This is a genomic window from Massilia sp. NBRC 108631, from assembly GCF_059704565.1.
Map to the genome: position 1 here is coordinate 1 of NZ_BAAKJE010000186.1, position 18,051 is coordinate 18,051.

Genomic DNA, 18,051 nt, shown 5'->3' on the forward strand with positions numbered 1-18,051 from the left:
GCGCCAAGCGGACGGCCCGGCCGCGTCGGCCCAGGCGGTGCTGCGCATGTTCCGCACCCAGCAGTTCAGCTACACGCTGGAGCCGCCGCTGCTGGGCCGGCATGCGGTGGACGATTTCCTGTTCGGCAGCAAGGCCGGCTTCTGCGAGCACTACGCGGGCGCCTTCGTGGTGCTGATGCGCGCCATGGGCGTGCCGGCGCGCGTGGTCACCGGCTACCAGGGCGGGGAACTGAACCCGGTGGACGGCTACCTCACCGTGCGCCAGTCCGACGCCCACGCCTGGGCCGAAATCTGGATCGCCGGCCAGGGCTGGCTGCGGGTCGACCCCACTGCCGCCGTGGCGCCGGACCGCGTCAGCCTCGGCCTGGGGCGCGCGCTGCCGCAGCAGGCGCCGTTCGGCCTGGACGGCCTGGGCCAGTTGATGAATTTCCGCAATGACAGCAATTCGTGGCTGGCGCAGCTCAGATTCCGCCTGCACGCGGTGAATAATGCGTGGAATCAATGGGTCCTGGATTACAATCCAGAACGGCAGAGCAGTTTCCTTGGGGAACTAACGGACGCGCTCGGCAACTGGCGCAGCGGCGCCGCGCTGGCTGCGGTGGCCGCGCTGCTGGTGCTGTGGCGCAAACTACTGCGGGCGCGGGCGGCGCAGGAGCCGGTGGAGGCGGTGTACGCCGCCTTCTGCCGCCTGATGGCCAGGCGCGGCATGCCGCGTGCGCCGCACGAAGGACCGCACAGCTATGCTCGCCGTTTGCAGGCGATGCAGGCACCGGATGACAAGAAACAGGCCATGCAGGCCTTTTTGGAATTGTATGGCGCGCTGAAATACGCCGCGCCTGATGACGAGATAACGGCGCCCGCCAAACGGCTGGCCATTTTGCTGAAACGATCAACATGAAACTGTCTTTGCGCAACAACACCCTCTCGTCCGCCTTCCTGGCCCTGGCATTGGCCGCTAGCGGCCTGGCCCTGGCCGTGGCGCCATGCGCGGCATCCGCCCAAACCAGCCAGGGCGGCAAGGCCAAAGCCAAGGCCGCCGCGGCCAAGAAAGCCAAGGCCAAGACGGCCGCCAGGAAAACCGACTACGAAGGCGAATTCGTCAACTTCGGCCAGTGGAAGGAAGTGGGCGCCTTCCTGGACGACATGGCCGCCAGGCACGGCTTCGACCGCAAGGAACTGGACGCGACCATGATGCAGGTGCGCTACGTGGATTCGGCGGTGCAGCTGATGAAGCCCGCGCCGCCCGGCAAGCCGAAGAACTGGCAGGCGTACAGCAAGCTGTTCATCGAACCGGTGCGCGTCAACGGCGGCGTGAAATTCTGGAACGAGAACCGCGAGGCGCTGGCGCGCGCCGAGTCGCTGTACGGCGTGCCGGCCGAAATCATCGTCGGCATCATTGGCGTGGAGACCGTCTATGGCGGCAACACGGGCCGCTTCCGCGTCATGGACGCGCTCACCACCCTGGCCTTCGCCTACCCGCTGGCGCCCTCGCGCGACGCCCGCATGACCTTCTTCAAGGGCGAACTGGAAAGCACGCTGCTGTACGCGCGCCAGACCGGCATCGACCCGTTCTCGCTGCTGGGCTCCTATGCCGGCGCGGTGGGCTTGCCGCAGTTCATGCCGAGCAACATCGTGAAGTACGCGGTCGACTTCGACGGCGACGGCCGGGTCGACCTGCGCAACTCGCCCACCGACGCCATCGGCAGCGTGGCGGCCTTCCTGGTGGCGCACGGCTGGCGCCGCGACGATCCGGGTCCGCTGGTGTACCCGGCCACCGTGTCGCCCAGCCGCCAGTGGGAACGCTACATCAACCAGGGCCTGGAAGCGAAATTCCGCCAGCAGGACTTGATGTCGGCCGGGGTCGTCACCACATCGTCCTTGCCTGAAGGAATGTTGTTCGGCCTGGTGGACTTGCAGAACGGCTCCGAGCCGACCGAATTTTGGCTGGGCACCAATAATTTCTTCGCCATCACCCAATACAACCGCAGCTATTTCTACGCGATGTCGGTGCTGGAACTGGGCCGGGCTGTCAAATTGTCGCGGCGGGAGATGTAAGGAAGCGTAAAGCCCCTTGAAATCTTGCCTATTGGCAGCTATTGTATAATTGATAGTTGGAAACACGACAGGAATCATATCGTGCGGCAATGCAAGGTGGTTTTGCCCTATACTCAACTTTGTTCAAAAGACAAAGAATGCGTCGGCATCCGCAGAGGCATGGTAGCACACGCAACCAGCGTCAATTCTCACACATTGTTGCGGACCGACAACAAGAGCTACGCGGCAGAGGTATTTTTTATTGCTCGTAAGTATTACATTGCGTGATGTTGTACAATTGTGTATATATTATGAAACTTGTTATTTCGGAATTCCGTCCGTGTGGTGAATTCGTTCCCGAGTAAGGATGAACATGGCTAGGCTCCGAGTGTTTCACTTTGCAGGACAAACTTTACAAGGAACAGACGAATCATGACTAACCAAGTGGGTATTGATATGAACAGCGATTCGGAAGGCGACGACCTGCTGCAATACAATCCGAACCGACTGCTCGACACGCTGATCGAAAATCTGCGCCTGAAAAACGATGCCGCCCTGTCGCGCGCATTGGAAGTGGCGCCGCCGGTGATCAGCAAAATCCGCCACCACCGCCTGCCGGTGGGTGCTTCGCTGCTGATCCGCATGCACGAAGTGAGCGACCTGAGCATTCGCGACCTGCGCTACTTGATGGGCGACCGCCGCAACAAGTTCCGCATCAGCGACAAGCAGTTCAAGCCTAAAGAAGGCGAAACCCCGAACCAGGGCTGATTGCAGCCCGGTTCGCGATCCCTCCCCTCGCCAGGGAGGAGGGATGAAGTTTTCCTGAAACCTTAAGCCGGGAACACGCCGGTCGACAGGTAACGGTCGCCGCGGTCGCAGACGATGAACACGATGGTTGCGTTCTCCACGGTCTGCGAAATCCGCAATGCGATCTTGCAGGCGCCCGCCGCCGAAATGCCGCAGAATATCCCCTCTTCCGCCGCCAGCCGGCGCGCCATGCGTTCGGCCGCCGCCTGCGTCACGTATTCCACCTGGTCCACGCGCGCCTTGTCGTAGATTTTCGGCAGGTAGGCTTCCGGCCATTTGCGGATGCCGGCGATCTGCGAGCCCTCTTCCGGCTGCGCGCCGATGATGCGCACCGATGCGCTTTGCTCCTTCAGGTACTGCGACACGCCCATGATGGTGCCGGTGGTGCCCATGGCGCTGACGAAGTGGGTCACGCGGCCGCCGGTGTCGCGCCAGATTTCCGGACCGGTGCCTTCGTAGTGCGCGCGCGGGTTGTCGCCGTTGCCGAACTGGTCCAGGATGATGCCCTTGCCGTCCTTCTGCATCTGCTCGGCCATGTCGCGCGCGTATTCCATGCCGCCGGTCTTGGGCGTGAGCATGATCTGGGCGCCGTAGGCGGCCATGGCCTGCTTGCGTTCCTCGCTCTGGTTTTCCGGCATCAGCAGCAGCATCTTGTAGCCGCGGATGGCGGCCGCCATCGCCAGCGCGATGCCGGTGTTGCCCGAGGTCGCTTCGATCAGCGTGTCGCCCGGCTTGATGTCGCCGCGTTCTTCGGCGCGGCGCAGCATGGACATGGCGGCGCGGTCCTTGACGGAACCGGCCGGATTGTTGCCTTCAAGCTTGCCGAGGATGATGTTGCCGCGCGCGTCGGCGTCGGCGCCGGGGATGCGTTGCAGCTGCACCAGGGGCGTGTTGCCGATCGTATCGGCAATAGTCATGTAAGCCATCGTGTTCTGTTTTCGTTCAGCAAAAGAGATCATTTTAATCCGGGACGCAAAAGCGCGCCCGGCACAGGTCGGACCCGGGCTTCCAGAGCCTCACAGCTTCAGGCTCATCAGCGTGTAGGCCAGTTGTTCGCCGTCGATGCGGAACATGTCGTCGATTTCACCGGTCTGGCGGAAACCGCTGTCGCGGTACAGCGCGCGCGCCGGTTCATTGATGCTCAGCACTTCCAGGTCCACCCATTCCAGGCCCTGCTTGCGGGCCCAGTCCAGGGCGGACGCCAGCAGCACCCGGCCCAGTCCCTGGCGCCGCGCCAGGCGGTGCACGCCCATGCCCAGCATGGCGCGGTGGGCGCTGGCGTGCTCCGGCCGGGCGCGCAGGTCGATGTGGCCGAGGATGCCGTCGCGCCCGGTGGCCACCCAGGCCCGGCGCCAGCCCGGCTCGCCAACGGCAATGCGCATGCCCTTGACGAAAGCGGCGGCCTTCTCATCCGGGAACACCGAGCGGCTGCGCGGCATGGGTTGGAACAGCGGATGGCTGCCGGCGCCGTTGTCCTGCAAATGATCGTTCAGGTAGACGAAAAAATGGTCGGTCTCGCGCGGATCGAGCGCGCGGATGGCAGGAACAACGGACATGGGCGGGTTGTCAGAAAGAATAAGGAAGATTGTACCAGCCAAGCTCTCCAATAAGATGTTGGCATGAAAGCGATGCCATGCGCTAGACTGCTCGTGACGCCCTCCCCTCTTCCATTTAACGAATCCCGCCATGGCACACGACGACACCCCATTCCAGGCAGAAGCCAACGCGAACAACGCCATCGAAGGCGTGCCCAGCTCGCTCGAATCGCGCCGCCACCAGATGTTCCCGACGCTGACCGAGGCCGAAATAAAACGCATGGACCGCTTCGGCACGGTGCGCCATTTCCGCAACGGCGAGCGCCTGTTCGAAGCCGGCCGCACCACCTTCGGCATGCTGGTGATCCTGAAGGGCCGGGTGGCCATCAGCCGCTACGACGGGCTGGGCAACACGTCGCTGATCATCGAACACGGCGCCGGCCAGTTCTGCGCCGAAGTGGGCCAGCTGTCGGACCGGCCGTCGCTGGTCAACGGCGACGCGGTGGGCGACGTGGAAGTGCTGGTGATCCCGTCCGAATCGCTGCGCGCGCTGGTGGTGGCCGAGGCCGAACTGGGCGAGCGCATCGTGCGCGCGCTGATCCTGCGCCGCGTGGGGCTGATCGAGGCGCCGTCCGGCGGCCCGGTGCTGGTGGGCGCGCCCAGCCACCCGCGTCTGCACAACCTGCAAACCTGGCTGCAAAGCAACGGCCATCCCTACTCGGTACTGGATCCGAAACACGACGCCCAGGCGCGGGCGCTGTGCGAGCACTACCAGCCCACGGCGGACGAGATGCCGCTGGTGGTGTGCCCGGACGGCAGCGTGAAGAAGAACCCGACCAATGTGGACCTGGGCCGCTGCCTGGGCATGCTGCCCGAGTTGGGCAGCGACAAGGTGTGGGACGTGATCGTGGTCGGCGCCGGTCCGGCCGGGCTGGCGACTGCGGTGTACGCCGCCTCGGAAGGCTTGTCGGTGCTGGCGCTGGAAACGCGCGCCTTCGGCGGCCAGGCGGCGGCCAGCGCGCGGATTGAAAACTATCTCGGCTTCCCGACCGGCATTTCCGGCGGCGCCCTGGCCGGGCGCGCCTACGTGCAGTCGCAGAAATTCGGCGTCGAGATCGCCATTCCGGCCCCGGCCGGGCGCCTGATCTGCGACACCTACCCGCTGCAAGTGGAAATGTGCGGCAGCCTGACGCGGCTGCAGGCCAAGACCGTGGTGCTGTCGTGCGGCGCGCGCTACCGCCGCCCGTCGCTGGCCAACCTGAAACAGTTCGAAGGGCGCGGCGTGTACTACTGGGCCTCGCCGATCGAAGCGAAGCTGTGCAAGACGGAAGAAATCGTGCTGGTGGGCGGCGGCAACTCGGCCGGCCAGGCGGCGGTATTCCTGTCCGGGCACGCCTCCAAGGTGCACATGCTGGTGCGCGGGCCCAGCCTGGCGGCCACCATGTCCAGCTACCTGATCGAGCGCATCCAGGCCACGCCCAACATCGTGCTGCACACGCACAGTGAAATCGTGGCGCTGGAAGGCGACGACGAGCAAGGCCTGCAGCAGGTGCGCATCCGCTGCAGCAAGAGCGACACCGAAACCGACTACGACGTGTGCCGCGTGTTCCTGTTCATCGGCGCCGACCCCAACACCGGCTGGCTGAGCGACTGCGGCGTCGATGTCGACAGCAAAGGCTTCATCCGCACCGGCTTCGACGTCACCAAGGCGCAATGCCGCGCCAACTTCGCCAAAGGCGTGTACCCGGCCGACCTGCCGGCGCGCGCCGCGCTGGAAACCAGCGTGCCGGGCGTGTTCGCCATTGGCGACGTGCGCGCCAACTCCACCAAGCGCGTCGCGGCGGCGGTCGGCGAAGGCGCCGCGGTCGTCTCCCAGATCCACGCCTTCCTCGCCAACCTCCCTCCCGAGCTGTAACTCCCCAGCCGAGCTGAGCCGCATTCCACCCACGTCGGGGTCTGACCCCGATGTGGGTGGAATGCGGCTCAGCTTGCCTGTTTTTATGGCAGATGTTTAGCGCAGGGGCACGGGATAGCTGGCGGGACTGGCGTTGCCGTCCTTGTCGATGGCTTGCACGCCGAAGTAGTAGTTGTCTTTCGACAGCGGCACGCGCGCTTCGGTGACGTTGCCGACGAATTTGCCGCCCTGCCAGCCTGCCGCGTCCGTCTCACGCCAGACGATGCGGTAGCCGGCCAAATCCGGCTCGCCGTTGGCCTGCCACACCAGCGCCGTGTCGTTCTCCAGCTGGGCGGTGCGCAGCTGCACCTGGCGCGGCGCGGCCGGCGCCAGCGCCAGCGTGGCCAGCGCGGCGGCGTTCACCCGCGTGACCTGGGCGATGTAGTTGTAGTCGTTGTACTCGGGCATGTCGCCGATCAGCACGCCGTTTTCGGTGCGCACGTTCTGGTGCTGGTGCTTGAAGTCTTCGGCCGGCTCGGTGAAGCGCAGCGCCGCGTAGCCGCGCTCGAGGAAGGGCATGTGGTCGCCGCCGCGCAGGTAGCGGTCGCGGCGCTGGATGACGTTGACCTTGAAGCCTTGCACGTAGCGCTCGCCTTGCTCTTTCACGTGCCGCGCCAGCTGGCGCGAGATGGAGTCGTTCTCGCCGCCGGTCTGGATCAGCGTGCGGTTCGCCTCGCTGGCTTCCTTCTCCACCGGCAAGCCTTCGGCGAACAGGCGCACGCTCTTGTCGTCCACCTTGCCGTGCTCGTCGCGCGAGCTGCCGATGATGTCGTTGGTAAACATGCCGGCAATGTTCAGTTTCTTTTGCCTGGCCTGCTCGGCCCAGTGCGCCGCGCCCAGCAAGCCCTGCTCTTCGGCCGCCACCGTCATGAAGACCAGGGTGGCGTCGAACTGGTACGTCGACATCACGCAAGCCATTTCCATCACGGCCGCCGTGCCGGAGGCGTCGTCGTTGGCGCCGGGCGCAGCGCCGGTGGCGTCCATCACGTCGGTGTTGCGCGAGTCGTAGTGGCCGCTGACAACGTAGATGCGTTCCTTCGATGCGTCCTGCGTGCCGGGCAAGGTGGCCACCACGTTGACGATCTCGGTCGGACGGCTGATGCGGCGCGACACGGGCGCGACGTGGCTGTCGAACGCCACTTGCAGGCGGCCGCCATTCTGCGCGTTGCAGCGCTCGAACTCGCGCTTGATCCAGCGCCTGGCTGCGCCTATGCCCACGGTGTCGGACCCGGTTTCGGACATGGTGTGGCGGGTCTGGAAGGAGACCAGCTTGCGCACCAGCGCCTCGATGCGCTGCGGCGAGATGTCGCGCACGATCTGGTCGATGCCGGGCTGGCGGCGGACGGTGTCGGGGCCGGCGGCGGCGCTGCCGGCGGCCAAAGCGGCCAGCAAAAGGAGGGAACGGTGAGCCATGCGGGCGCGTCCTGTGGTGGTAACAGGCTACGATCTTCTCATGAAGCCCGCGCGCGGCGGAACGGGATTTTTGTATCGGCAAGTTGCAGAACCCCGCCATGACGCGGCGGGGCTGGGTCAGGCGGAATTACTTTTTCGCGCCCGGGGCGGCGGCCATCTTGTCAGCCTTGGCCGGCTTGGCGACTGCGCCGTCGCGCGATTTGCCGTTCACCTGCAGCCCGGCCTCGGACAGTTTGATGGCGTTCTTCTCGCCCACGCCTTTCACGCGCGTCTCGAAGTCGGCCCAGTCCCTGAACTCGCCCTTGGCGCGCTCATCCAGGATGGCTTTCGATTTGGCCGGGCCGATGCCCTTGACGGCGTCCAGCGCGGCCGCGTCGGCCTTGTTGACATCGACCTGTGCGAATGCGAAACCCATCGTCGCCACCAGCGCGGCGACTGCCATCATCAGTTTCTTCATCATGTCTCTCTCCATCAGGTGGGATAGCGACGGCGGGGTTCCGCCGCGCTTCCCATCAACGGCTACGGCTGAGCGCAGTTGACGTGGCAAGCTTGATGAAAGTCAAACACCCGAGCTGTGCAGTCCGCCGGCCGCGTCCTGCGCCAGCCAGGCATTGCCGCTGGCGGCCAGGAAGTCCAGCCCCTGCGGGCCCTTGAGCATGGCGATGGTGGCGCAAGCGCCTGCCGCCACCGTCAGCGGCGCCAGCACGCTGACCGAGCGCCAGGCCGTCACCGGATAGCCGCTGGCCGGATCGAGGATGTGGCAGTAGCGCCGCCCGTCCAGCTCGAAGTAGCGCTCGTAGTCGCCCGAGGTGGCCAGCGCGCCGCTGCTGACGTCGATGGACGCCATAGTCTGGTCGTGCTCGCCTCCCGGGCGCGGGTGCTGGATGCCGATGCGCCACGGGCTGCCGTCCGGCTGCGGCCCCAGCACGCGCAGGTCGCCGCCCAGGTTCACATAGCCCGATTGCACGCCCTGTGCCTGCAGGATGGCGGCGGCGCGGTCGGCCGCGTATTCCTTGCCAAAGCCGCCGAAGTCGAGCTCCATGCCGGCCTGCGGCAGGCGCACGCTGCCTGCGTCGCGTTCGACGCGGCGCCAGCCGGTCAAGGCCAGCAGCGGCGCCAGTTCATCCGGCGCGGGCACGCGCGGCACGCTGAAGTTCCAGGCCTTGCGCAGCACGCCGGTGGTGATGTCGAACAGGCCGCCGCTCAGCTCAAACAGCTGGCCGGCGTACTGCAGCAGGGCCAGGGTCTCCGGGTCCAGTTGCACCGGCCCGCGCCCCGCCCCGCCGTTGATGGCGCTAACCACGCTGTCGGCGCGGTAGCGCGAGTACTTGGTTTCGATGCGCAGCACTTCGGCGATGGCAGCTTGGGCCAGCGCGCGCGCCTCGGCTTCGCCGGCCGCCGCCAGCAGCACCTGGCAGGGGCTGGCCATGGCCTGGAACTCGACGTTGAACAGGGCGTTCATGGCGCGCCGGACCTTAGCCGAACAATTCCTCGCGCGTGACGGTGGCCGTGCCCAGCTTGCCGACCACGATGCCGCCGGCGCGGTTGGCGGTCTGCACGGCCTCGTTCCAGCCCGCGCCCGCGCCCAGCATGGCCGCCATGGTGGCGATCACGGTGTCGCCGGCGCCGGAGACGTCGAACACTTCGCGCGCGTCGGCCGGGATGTGGAACACTTCCTGTTCGGTAAACAGCGTCATGCCCTCTTCCGAGCGGGTCAGCAGCAGCGCGTCCAGGCGCAGCTCGCGGCGCAGGTTCTGGGCCTTGGCGGTGAGCTGCTCTTCGCTGCTCCAGCCGCCGGCGATGTGGCGGAATTCGGATTTGTTCGGCGTCAGCACGGTGGCGCCGGCGTAGCGCGTGAAGTCGTCGCCCTTCGGGTCCACCATCACGACCTTGCCGGCCGCGCGGCCCGCCGCCACCATGTCGGCCACGTTGACCAGGCTGCCCTTGGCGTAGTCGGACAGGATGATGACGTCGTAGTCGGCCAGCAGCGCCTTGTACTGCATCAGCTTGTTGCGCAGCACGGTGTCGCTGGGCGGCTCTTCGAAGTCGATGCGCAGCATCTGCTGCTGGCGGCCGATCACGCGCAGCTTGATGATGGTGGAGATGGCTTCGTCGCGCTTGAGGTAGCTGTGGATGCCGCCGCCGTGCAGCAACTGCTCGACCTGGTCGCCCGCCTCGTCGGCGCCGACCACGCCCAGCAGGCCGGCGTGCGCGCCCAGCGCGGCCGCGTTGCGCGCCACGTTGGCCGCGCCGCCCAGGCGCGCTTCGCGCTTGTCCACGCGCACGATGGGCACCGGGGCTTCGGGGGAGATGCGGCTGACATCGCCGAACCAGTAGCGGTCCAGCATCACGTCGCCCACGACGAGGATGCGTACCTGGTCGAGTGCAGGGGCTTGGTAGGTGGTCACGGAAGTGCTCATGGCGGTCTCTCAGGGTCGCGGCGCGCCCGGCGGGTTAGGCGCAGCCGTAACCCGCCGGCGCATCAATTCATTACGTTCAGTTCTTCCGTGCGGCGCGGCGGGTAGGATTCCCACTTGCTGCAGCCCGGGCAATGCCAATAATACTGGCGCGCCTTGAAGCCGCAATGGCCGCATTGGTAGCGCGCCAGCTTCTGGGTATAGCCGTGCACCAGGCCTTTGACCATCGACAGTTCCGACAGCAGCTCGGCCGGCGCGTCCATCATGCGCGCTTCCAGCAGCTTGTCCAGCCCCAGCAGGGTCGGCGTGCGGCGCAGCTCGTCGCTCACCAGCTGCTTGGCGGCGCCTACGCCGTCGAGCTCGATGACGGCCTTGAACACCACTTCCAGCAGGTCGATCGACGATGCCTGCTCCAAATAGGACTTGAGCACGGACACGCCTTCCTGCGGCCGGCCGACCTTCTTGTAGCCGTCCATCAGGCGCTGCGCCACCAGCGCCACGTGCGGCACGCTTTGCTGCTCCACGCGGCGCCAGGTGTTCAGCGCGGCTTCCACGTCGCCCTGCATCAGCTGCGCGTCGCCCACCAGGATGGTGGCGCGCACGCTGGTGCGGTCGGCCTGCAAGGCCTGCTCAAGCAGCTGCAGCGCTTCTTCGGGGTGGATGTGGACCAGCGCATCCTGCGCCATTTCGCAATAGAACTGCGAGATTTCCTTCTGGCGCGCGCCGGCGCCCGATTCCTGCAGGCCCAGCGCCGCTTCGATCGCGCGCGGCCACTCCTTTTCGCGCTGGAAGATCTCCAGCAGCGAGCGGCGCGCCTGCACGCCGTAGGAGGTATCGAGCAGGCGCTTGAAGGTTTCCTCGGCGCGGTCCAGCAGGCCGGCCTTCAGGTAGTCCATGCCCAGTTCATACTCGGCGTGCGCCTTTTGCTCGGGCGGCAGGTCCGGGCGCGACAGCAGGTTCTGGTGCACGCGGATGGCGCGCTCGGTTTCGCCGCGGCGGCGGAACAGGTTGCCCAGCGCGAAGTGCATGTCGGCCGTTTCCGGGTCCAGGCGCACGATCTCGATGAAGGCGTCGATGGCCTTGTCCGGCTGGTCGTTCAGCAGGAAGTTCAAGCCTTTGAAATAGCCGCGCGGCAAGGTGCGCGATTCGGACACCAGCTGGCGGATGTCCACCCGCGCGGCGACCCAGCCCAGGCCGAAGAAGATGGGCATGCCCAATAACCACCAGAGTTCGAATTCCATGCTTTTTTTATAGGACGATTGTTGGCATTACTGCTGAGTATTCACGCTGTCCGGCTGCGGCTGGGCATTGACCTGCAGGGCCGAGGTTTGCAGCGTCTGGATGGTGGATTTTTGTTTGGTCGCTTCGCGCCGGTGGCGGAACACGGTGGGGGTGAGCGCGAGCACGCCGAGGAAGGCGCCGGCGGCAAAGAAGCCGAGCAGCATCAGCACCAGGGGGCCGCGTAATTCGTAATTCAGGAACAGGACCAGATTCACTTCCTGGGTGTTTTTCAATGCGAAGCCGAAAAACAGCACGAACAGGATAAAACCAAAAACAGTGGAAACAATTTTCATTCGTCAGCTTCCCGTTTCAAAAAAAAACGGCATCCAGGGACGCCGCTCTTTTACATCAGCCGGAACAGGCTTGCACCCGCCCCGGCTACCGTCATGTAGACGCTTCAGTCCTCGATGATGGGCTGGCCCACCATCGCGTCGACACGCTCGCGCAACTGCTTGCCAGGCTTGAAGTGCGGCACCCGTTTTTCGGGCACCATCACCTTGTCGCCGGACTTCGGATTGCGGCCGATGCGGGGCGGCCTGCTATTCAAAGCAAAGCTGCCGAAGCCGCGGATCTCGATGCGCTGGCCGCTCGCAAGCGCGCCGGTCATCGCATCGAGTATCGTCTTGACGGCGTACTCCGCATCCTTGGCCACCAGCTGAGAATAACGCTCAGCCAGGCGGTTGATCAACTCGGACTTGGTCATCTACGTTGACTGATGCTATTAGTTCTTGTTGTCGAACTTGGCTTTCAGCAGTGCGCCCAGGCTGGTGGTGCCCGAAGCGGCGCTGCTGTCGACCGATGCCATCTTCTGCATGGCTTCTGCAGTTTCAGCATTGTCTTTAGCTTTGATCGACAGCTGGATCGAACGTGCTTTGCGGTCGATGTTGATGACCAGCGCTTCCACGGAATCGCCCACCTTCAGGTGCGTACCGGCATCTTCCACGCGATCGCGGGAGATTTCGGAAGCGCGCAGGTAGCCTTCGACTTCTTCGGACAGCTGGATCACGGCGCCTTTAGGCTCAACCGATTTAACGGTGCCGGTTACCAGTGCGCCCTTGTCGTTGATGGCTGCGAAGTTGTTGAACGGGTCGCCTTCCAGTTGCTTGACGCCCAGGGAAACGCGCTCGCGCTCAACGTCGATGGCCAGAACCACGGCTTCCAGTTCGTCACCCTTCTTGAACTTGCGCACGGCTTCTTCGCCGGACTCGGTCCACGACAGGTCGGACAGGTGCACCAGGCCGTCGATGTTGCCGGCCAGGCCGATGAACACGCCGAAGTCGGTGATCGACTTGATGGCGCCACGGACTTTATCGCCCTTCTTGTGGGTTACGCCGAAGTCGTCCCATGGGTTGGCTTTGCACTGCTTCATGCCCAGCGAAATACGACGACGCTCTTCGTCGATTTCCAGAACCATCACTTCTACTTCGTCGCCCAGCTGGACAACTTTGTTAGGAGCAACGTTCTTGTTGGTCCAGTCCATTTCGGAAACGTGTACCAGGCCTTCGATGCCCTGTTCCACTTCAACGAACGCGCCGTAGTCGGTCAGGTTCGTTACTTTGCCGAACAGGCGGGTGCCTTGTGGGTAACGACGGGACAGACCGGTCCAAGGATCGTCGCCCAGCTGTTTCACGCCCAGGGACACGCGGTTCTTTTCCTGATCGTACTTCAGCACTTTCGCGGTGATTTCTTGGCCAACGGTCAGCACTTCCGATGGGTGACGCACACGACGCCATGCCAGGTCGGTGATGTGCAGCAGGCCGTCGATGCCGCCCAGGTCCACGAACGCGCCGTAGTCGGTGATGTTTTTCACCACGCCGGTTACCACGGTGCCTTCTTTCAGCGTTTCCATCAGTTTCTGACGCTCTTCGCCCATCGAAGCTTCGATGACGGCGCGGCGGGACAGAACGACGTTGTTACGCTTGCGGTCCAGTTTGATAACCTTGAATTCGAGGGTCTTGCCTTCGAATGGGGTGGTGTCTTTGACAGGACGGGTGTCCACCAGCGAACCTGGCAGGAACGCGCGGATGCCGTTGGTCAGAACGGTCAGGCCGCCCTTGACTTTGCCATTGACGGTACCGACGACGATTTCGCCGGATTCCATTGCTTTTTCCAGAGCCAGCCACGAAGCCAGACGCTTGGCTTTGTCGCGCGACAGGATGGTATCGCCGAAACCGTTTTCCAGCGATTCGATGGCCACGGAAACGAAGTCGCCTACTTTGACTTCCAGTTCGCCTTGGTCATTCTTGAATTCTTCAACAGGGATGAAAGCTTCCGATTTCAGGCCGGCGTTTACGATCACGAAGTTGTGATCCAGACGAACGACTTCAGCGGAGATCACTTCGCCGGAACGCATGTCCTGACGGGACAGGGATTCCTCGAAGAGGGCTGCGAAACTTTCCATATTAGACATAGTACTTCCAGGTTAGCCAGTAAGACCCGCACCATGCGGCTTCAACTGGGTTAGGGTTAATAAACTGCCAAGGCACTCAGAGCTTGCCCGGCAACCAACTATTTCCCGATGGCCGCATACCACTGCAACACCTGCGAAACCGCCTCATCGACGGTCATCTGCGAGGTATCGAGGACATGCGCCCCCTCTGCGGGGACCAGCGGCGCGATGGCCCGGTTTGCATCCCGGTCATCCCTTGCCTTCAAATCCATCAGGAGGTCTTCCATATTAGCAGAAAATCCCTTAGCTATCAATTGCTTATATCGGCGTTCGGCGCGCGCTTCCACGCTGGCGGTCAAAAACACCTTCAATTGGGCGCTCGGGAAGATCACCGTGCCCATGTCGCGCCCGTCCGCCACCAGGCCCGGGGTCTTGCGGAAGCCCAGCTGCAGGCTGTACAGCGCCTGGCGCACAGCGGGCAACGCCGCGATTTTCGATGCCGTGTTGCCCACGTCTTCCTGCCGGATCGCATCGGTGACGTTTTCATGCGACAAAAACACCGCCTCACCGGTAAAACTGATGTGCAGGTGCTCGGCCAGCTTGGCCAGCGCATGTTCGTCGGTCAGGCTGGTGTCGCGGCGGATCGCCTGCAGCGCGGTCAAACGGTAGAGCGCGCCCGAGTCCAGCAGGTGGAAGCCGAGGTGGTCGGCGACCTTGTGTGCGACGGTGCCCTTGCCGGATGCGGTGGGGCCGTCGATGGTGATGACAGGGATATGGGTTGTCGGCATAGTTATTTGGCGATCGCCGCGAAGGCGGCGAAATAATCGGGGAAAGTCTTGGCCACGCACTTGGGATCGTTGATCCGCACATTGTTGCCTTTTCGCAACGCGCCATCCAGCGAGGCCAGCGAGAAGCACATGGCCATGCGGTGGTCGTCGTAGGTGTCGATGGCGGCCGTGCCGATGGCGGCCGGCGGCGTCACCTTCAGGTAGTCGGTGCCCTCTTCCACCTCGGCGCCCAGCTTGCGCAGCTCGGTGGCCATGGCGGCGATGCGGTCGGTTTCCTTTACGCGCCAGCTGGCGATGTTGCGCAAGGTGGTGGTGCCTTCGGCGTACAGCGCGGCCACGGCGATGGTCATGGCGGCGTCCGGGATGTGGTTGAAGTCCATGTCCACCGCCTTCAGCGGGCCGTTGCCCTTCGCCTCGATCCAGTTGTCGCCCATGGTGATCTGCACACCCATCTGCTCCAGCGCTTCGGCAAAGCGCACGTCGCCCTGGATCGAGTCGCGGCCCACGCCTTCCACGCGCACCGGACCGCCGCCGATGGCGCCGGCGGCCAGGAAGTAGGACGCCGACGAAGCGTCGCCTTCCACGTGGATCAGGCCCGGGCTCCGGTAGCGCTGGCCGGCCTGCACGGTGAACGCGGCCCAGCCGTCCTGCTCCACCGCCACGCCGAAGCGGCGCATCAGGTTCAGCGTGATCTGGATGTAGGGCTTGGAAATCAGCTCGCCCACCACGGCGATGGTGACGGCCTGGCCTTGCGCCATCAGCGGCGCCACCATCAGCAGCGCGGTCAGGAACTGGCTGGACACGTCGCCGCGCACCGACAGGCGCTGGGCCGCCAGCTTACCCTTGCGGATGTGCAGTGGCGGGAAGCCGGGGTTGCCGGTGTATTCGATCTGCGCGCCGATGGCGTTCAGCGCGTCCACCAGGTCGCCGATCGGGCGCTCGTGCATGCGCGCCACGCCGTGCAGCGTGTAGTCGCCGCCGATCACGGCCAGGGCCGCCGTCAGCGGGCGGATGGCGGTGCCGGCGTTGCCCATGAACAGGTCGGCCGATGGCGCCAGCGTGACGCCGGCGTCGCCGCCGGCGCCCTGCACGGTGTGCATGGGGTAGCCGTCCATGGTGGGCTGCTCGCTCCAGTTCACGCCCAGCGAACGCAGCGCGTTCAGCATCACGTGCGTGTCGTCGGACGCCAGCAGGCCGCCGATGCGGGTTTCGCCTTCGGCCAGCGCGGCCAGCAGCAGGATGCGGTTGGAGATCGATTTCGAGCCCGGCAGGCGCACCACGCCTTCAGCGTGGGCGACCGGCGCCAGGTCGATGTGTTCGGGATAGTGCTGCGTCATACCAGTCCTTTTGCTTGCTTATTCAGCTTTGTCATTCAGCTCTTTGTCATTCAGCTTTATCTTGTGCGGGCGGCGCCTCGGCCGCCTCGATCGTCGCGATCCAGCGCTCGCGCGCGTGCCGGGCATTGCCGTACACCGCCTCCAGGGCGGCGCCGTCGCCGGCGGCAAGCTGCGCGCGCAGCGTGGTCAATTGTGCCAGATAGGCGTCCAGTTCCGTCAGCAGCGCGGCCTGGTTGGCCAGGCTGATGTCGCGCCACATTTCCGGCGACGAGCCGGCGATGCGCGTGAAATCGCGAAAGCCGCTGGCGGCGTACTGGAACAGCAAATCGGCGTGCGGCTTGTGGGCGATGTCGTCCACCAGTGCGTAAGCCAGCAAATGGGGCAAATGGCTGACGGCGGCGAACACCTTGTCGTGTTCCTCCGGCGAGAGGCGATGGATCACAGCGCCACAGGCACGCCAGGCGGCGGCCACCAGCTCCACGTCCGCTTCGGCGTTTTCGGCCAGCGGCGTGAGCACTACTTTCTTGCCTTGATACAGATTCGGAATGGCCGCGTCCGGGCCATTGGTTTCGCGGCCCGCGATGGGGTGGCCGGGCACGAAGCGTCCCAGCTTCTCGCCCAGCGCGGCGCGCGCGGCGGCCGCCACGTCGCCCTTGGTGCTGCCGGCGTCGGTGACCACGGTACGCGGGCCCAGGTGCGGCAGCAGGGCCGCCAGGATGTTGCCGGTCTGCGCCACCGGCGCGGCCAGCAGCACCAGGTCGGCGTCCCGCACGGCGCCGGCAATGTCGCTGCCGGCCACGTCGATGATGCCCAGCTCCAGCGCCCGCTGCAGCGAGGCCGGCGAACGGTCCATGCCGACGACGCTGCGCGCGGCGCCGGCCTGCTTCAGCGCCCGCGCAAACGAGCCGCCGATCAGGCCGACGCCGAATATGACTACCTTATTCACGGTCCGTCGCCAGCGCTTTCTGCAAAGCCGAGATCAGGATGGCGTTTTCCTGCGGCAGGCCGATGGAGATGCGCAGCCACTCCGGCAGGCCGTAGTTGCCGACCGGGCGCACGATCACGCCCTGCTTGAGCAGCGCCAGGTTGACGCGCGCGCCGGCGGCCAGGTCCTTGCCCACTTTCACCAGCACGAAGTTGCCGTAGGAAGGCACGTACTCCAGGCCCATCTGCTCGAACGCTTCCACGAACTGCTGGTAGCCGGCGGCGTTGTTGCGCGCGCCCTGCTCCAGGAAGCTCTTGTCGTTGAGCGCGGCAATGGCGGCGGCCTGCGCCAGCGAGTTCACGTTGAAGGGCTGGCGGATGCGGTTCATCAGGTCCGTCAGCGCCGGCTGGGCGATGGCGAAGCCCACGCGCAGGCCCGCCAGGCCGTAGGCCTTGGAGAAGGTGCGCGAGACCAGCAGGTTCGGGTACTGCTTGACCCACGCCGCCGACTCGTACTGGTTTTCCGGAGACAGGTATTCGTTGTAGGCCTCGTCCAGCACCACCACCACGTTGGCCGGGACCTTCTTCAGGAAGGATTCGATCTCGGCCGCGCCGATGAAGGTGCCGGTCGGGTTGTTCGGGTTGGCGATGAAGACCAGGCGCACATCGTCAGCTGCGGCGTCGATGGCGGCGGCCATGGCGTCCAGGTCGTGGCCGTAGTCCTTGGCCGGCACCACGATGGCGCGCGCGCCCAGGCCTTGCGTGGCCAGCGCGTACACCGCGAACGAATACTGCGAGTAGACGATGGCCTGGCCCTTTTCCACGAAGGCGTGGGCGGCGATTTCCAGGATGTCGTTGCTGCCGTTGCCCAGCGTGATCCAGTCGGCCGGCACGTCGTAGCGCTCGGACAGCGCGGCCTTCAGTTCGAAGCCGTTGGCGTCCGGGTAGCGGCCCAGGTCCGCCGCAGCGGCGGCCATGGCTGCCTTGGCCGATTCCGGCACGCCGAACGGGTTCTCATTGGAGGCCAGCTTGACGATGGACGCCTCGTCGAGGCCGAACTCGCGCGCCACTTCGGAAATGGGTTTGCCGGCCTGGTAGGGGGCGATGGCGCGGACGTATTCTGGACCGAAATTCTTGGACATAGTAATTCTCGAGTTAGGTAAAGGTCAGGT

At 64.9% G+C, this 18,051-nt stretch carries 18 protein-coding genes; 4 read left to right on the forward strand and 14 right to left on the reverse strand.

Annotated elements, in window-relative coordinates; all coding sequences use genetic code 11:
• The 3 genes from AC6H42_RS20415 to AC6H42_RS20425 form a co-directional block, all read left to right on the forward strand.
• The coding region (locus tag AC6H42_RS20415) for a DUF4129 domain-containing transglutaminase family protein (RefSeq protein WP_497548819.1) at window positions 1-898 on the forward strand (898 nt) is incomplete at its 5' end.
• On the forward strand, window positions 895-2,055 hold the full coding sequence (mltB, locus tag AC6H42_RS20420) for a lytic murein transglycosylase B (RefSeq protein WP_057158897.1): 1,161 nt from the start codon (window positions 895-897) through the stop codon (window positions 2,053-2,055). The genes AC6H42_RS20415 and mltB, both read left to right, overlap by 4 nt.
• A 435-nt stretch (window positions 2,056-2,490) precedes the next feature.
• Entirely contained in the window at window positions 2,491-2,802 is a 312-nt protein-coding gene (locus AC6H42_RS20425) for a hypothetical protein (protein WP_056402943.1), read from the forward strand.
• A 62-nt stretch (window positions 2,803-2,864) separates the two neighbouring features.
• Here AC6H42_RS20425 and cysM read toward each other — a convergent pair whose 3' ends face one another.
• Window positions 2,865-3,767: a cysteine synthase CysM gene (gene cysM / locus AC6H42_RS20430; RefSeq protein ID WP_497548820.1), complete on the reverse strand. Its 903-nt coding sequence runs from the start codon at window positions 3,765-3,767 to the stop codon at window positions 2,865-2,867.
• A 90-nt stretch (window positions 3,768-3,857) separates the two neighbouring features.
• Window positions 3,858-4,397, reverse strand: coding sequence for a GNAT family N-acetyltransferase (locus AC6H42_RS20435; protein WP_057158899.1), 540 nt, complete (start codon window positions 4,395-4,397; stop codon window positions 3,858-3,860).
• Between the two features lie 130 nt (window positions 4,398-4,527).
• On the opposite strand from AC6H42_RS20435, the gene AC6H42_RS20440 reads away from it, so the two are divergent.
• Window positions 4,528-6,291 carry an FAD-dependent oxidoreductase gene (locus tag AC6H42_RS20440; RefSeq protein WP_057158900.1) on the forward strand — a complete coding sequence of 588 codons (1,764 nt, stop codon included), beginning with the start codon at window positions 4,528-4,530 and terminating at the stop codon, window positions 6,289-6,291.
• A gap of 96 nt (window positions 6,292-6,387) precedes the next feature.
• Here the strand turns inward: AC6H42_RS20440 and AC6H42_RS20445 are convergent, their stop codons facing one another.
• From AC6H42_RS20445 to hisC, 12 genes are all read right to left on the reverse strand, one after another.
• Window positions 6,388-7,743 carry a M28 family peptidase gene (locus AC6H42_RS20445; RefSeq protein WP_497548821.1) on the reverse strand — a complete coding sequence of 452 codons (1,356 nt, stop codon included), beginning with the start codon at window positions 7,741-7,743 and terminating at the stop codon, window positions 6,388-6,390.
• Window positions 7,744-7,870: 127 nt separating this feature from the next.
• Entirely contained in the window at window positions 7,871-8,203 is a 333-nt protein-coding gene (locus AC6H42_RS20450; RefSeq protein WP_497548822.1) for a ComEA family DNA-binding protein, read from the reverse strand.
• A 99-nt stretch (window positions 8,204-8,302) separates the two neighbouring features.
• Window positions 8,303-9,205, reverse strand: a complete 903-nt coding sequence (locus tag AC6H42_RS20455) for an FAD:protein FMN transferase (RefSeq protein ID WP_497548823.1) — start codon at window positions 9,203-9,205, stop codon at window positions 8,303-8,305.
• 13 nt (window positions 9,206-9,218) lie between these two features.
• Window positions 9,219-10,163, reverse strand: coding sequence for a D-glycero-beta-D-manno-heptose-7-phosphate kinase (gene rfaE1 / locus AC6H42_RS20460; protein ID WP_057158904.1), 945 nt, complete (start codon window positions 10,161-10,163; stop codon window positions 9,219-9,221).
• Window positions 10,164-10,225: 62 nt separating this feature from the next.
• Window positions 10,226-11,401: a lipopolysaccharide assembly protein LapB gene (gene lapB, locus AC6H42_RS20465; RefSeq protein WP_057158905.1), complete on the reverse strand. Its 1,176-nt coding sequence runs from the start codon at window positions 11,399-11,401 to the stop codon at window positions 10,226-10,228.
• 27 nt (window positions 11,402-11,428) lie between these two features.
• The gene (locus AC6H42_RS20470; protein ID WP_057158906.1) at window positions 11,429-11,734 is read right to left on the reverse strand and encodes a LapA family protein; all 306 of its coding nucleotides are present in this window, start codon (window positions 11,732-11,734) and stop codon (window positions 11,429-11,431) included.
• A 104-nt stretch (window positions 11,735-11,838) separates the two neighbouring features.
• On the reverse strand, window positions 11,839-12,144 hold the full coding sequence (locus AC6H42_RS20475) for an integration host factor subunit beta (RefSeq protein ID WP_050408958.1): 306 nt from the start codon (window positions 12,142-12,144) through the stop codon (window positions 11,839-11,841).
• A gap of 18 nt (window positions 12,145-12,162) precedes the next feature.
• Window positions 12,163-13,842, reverse strand: coding sequence for a 30S ribosomal protein S1 (gene rpsA, locus AC6H42_RS20480; RefSeq protein WP_056402965.1), 1,680 nt, complete (start codon window positions 13,840-13,842; stop codon window positions 12,163-12,165).
• A 107-nt stretch (window positions 13,843-13,949) separates the two neighbouring features.
• Window positions 13,950-14,618 (reverse strand): (d)CMP kinase, encoded by a 669-nt coding sequence (gene cmk / locus AC6H42_RS20485; RefSeq protein ID WP_497548824.1) that lies wholly within the window; start codon window positions 14,616-14,618, stop codon window positions 13,950-13,952.
• A gap of 2 nt (window positions 14,619-14,620) precedes the next feature.
• Window positions 14,621-15,955 carry a 3-phosphoshikimate 1-carboxyvinyltransferase gene (aroA, locus tag AC6H42_RS20490; RefSeq protein ID WP_497548825.1) on the reverse strand — a complete coding sequence of 445 codons (1,335 nt, stop codon included), beginning with the start codon at window positions 15,953-15,955 and terminating at the stop codon, window positions 14,621-14,623.
• Between the two features lie 46 nt (window positions 15,956-16,001).
• Window positions 16,002-16,901, reverse strand: a complete 900-nt coding sequence (locus AC6H42_RS20495) for a prephenate dehydrogenase (RefSeq protein ID WP_057158909.1) — start codon at window positions 16,899-16,901, stop codon at window positions 16,002-16,004.
• Window positions 16,894-18,021, reverse strand: coding sequence for a histidinol-phosphate transaminase (gene hisC, locus AC6H42_RS20500; RefSeq protein WP_057158910.1), 1,128 nt, complete (start codon window positions 18,019-18,021; stop codon window positions 16,894-16,896). Before hisC ends, AC6H42_RS20495 begins: the two co-directional genes overlap by 8 nt.
• Window positions 18,022-18,051 lie beyond the last annotated feature (30 nt).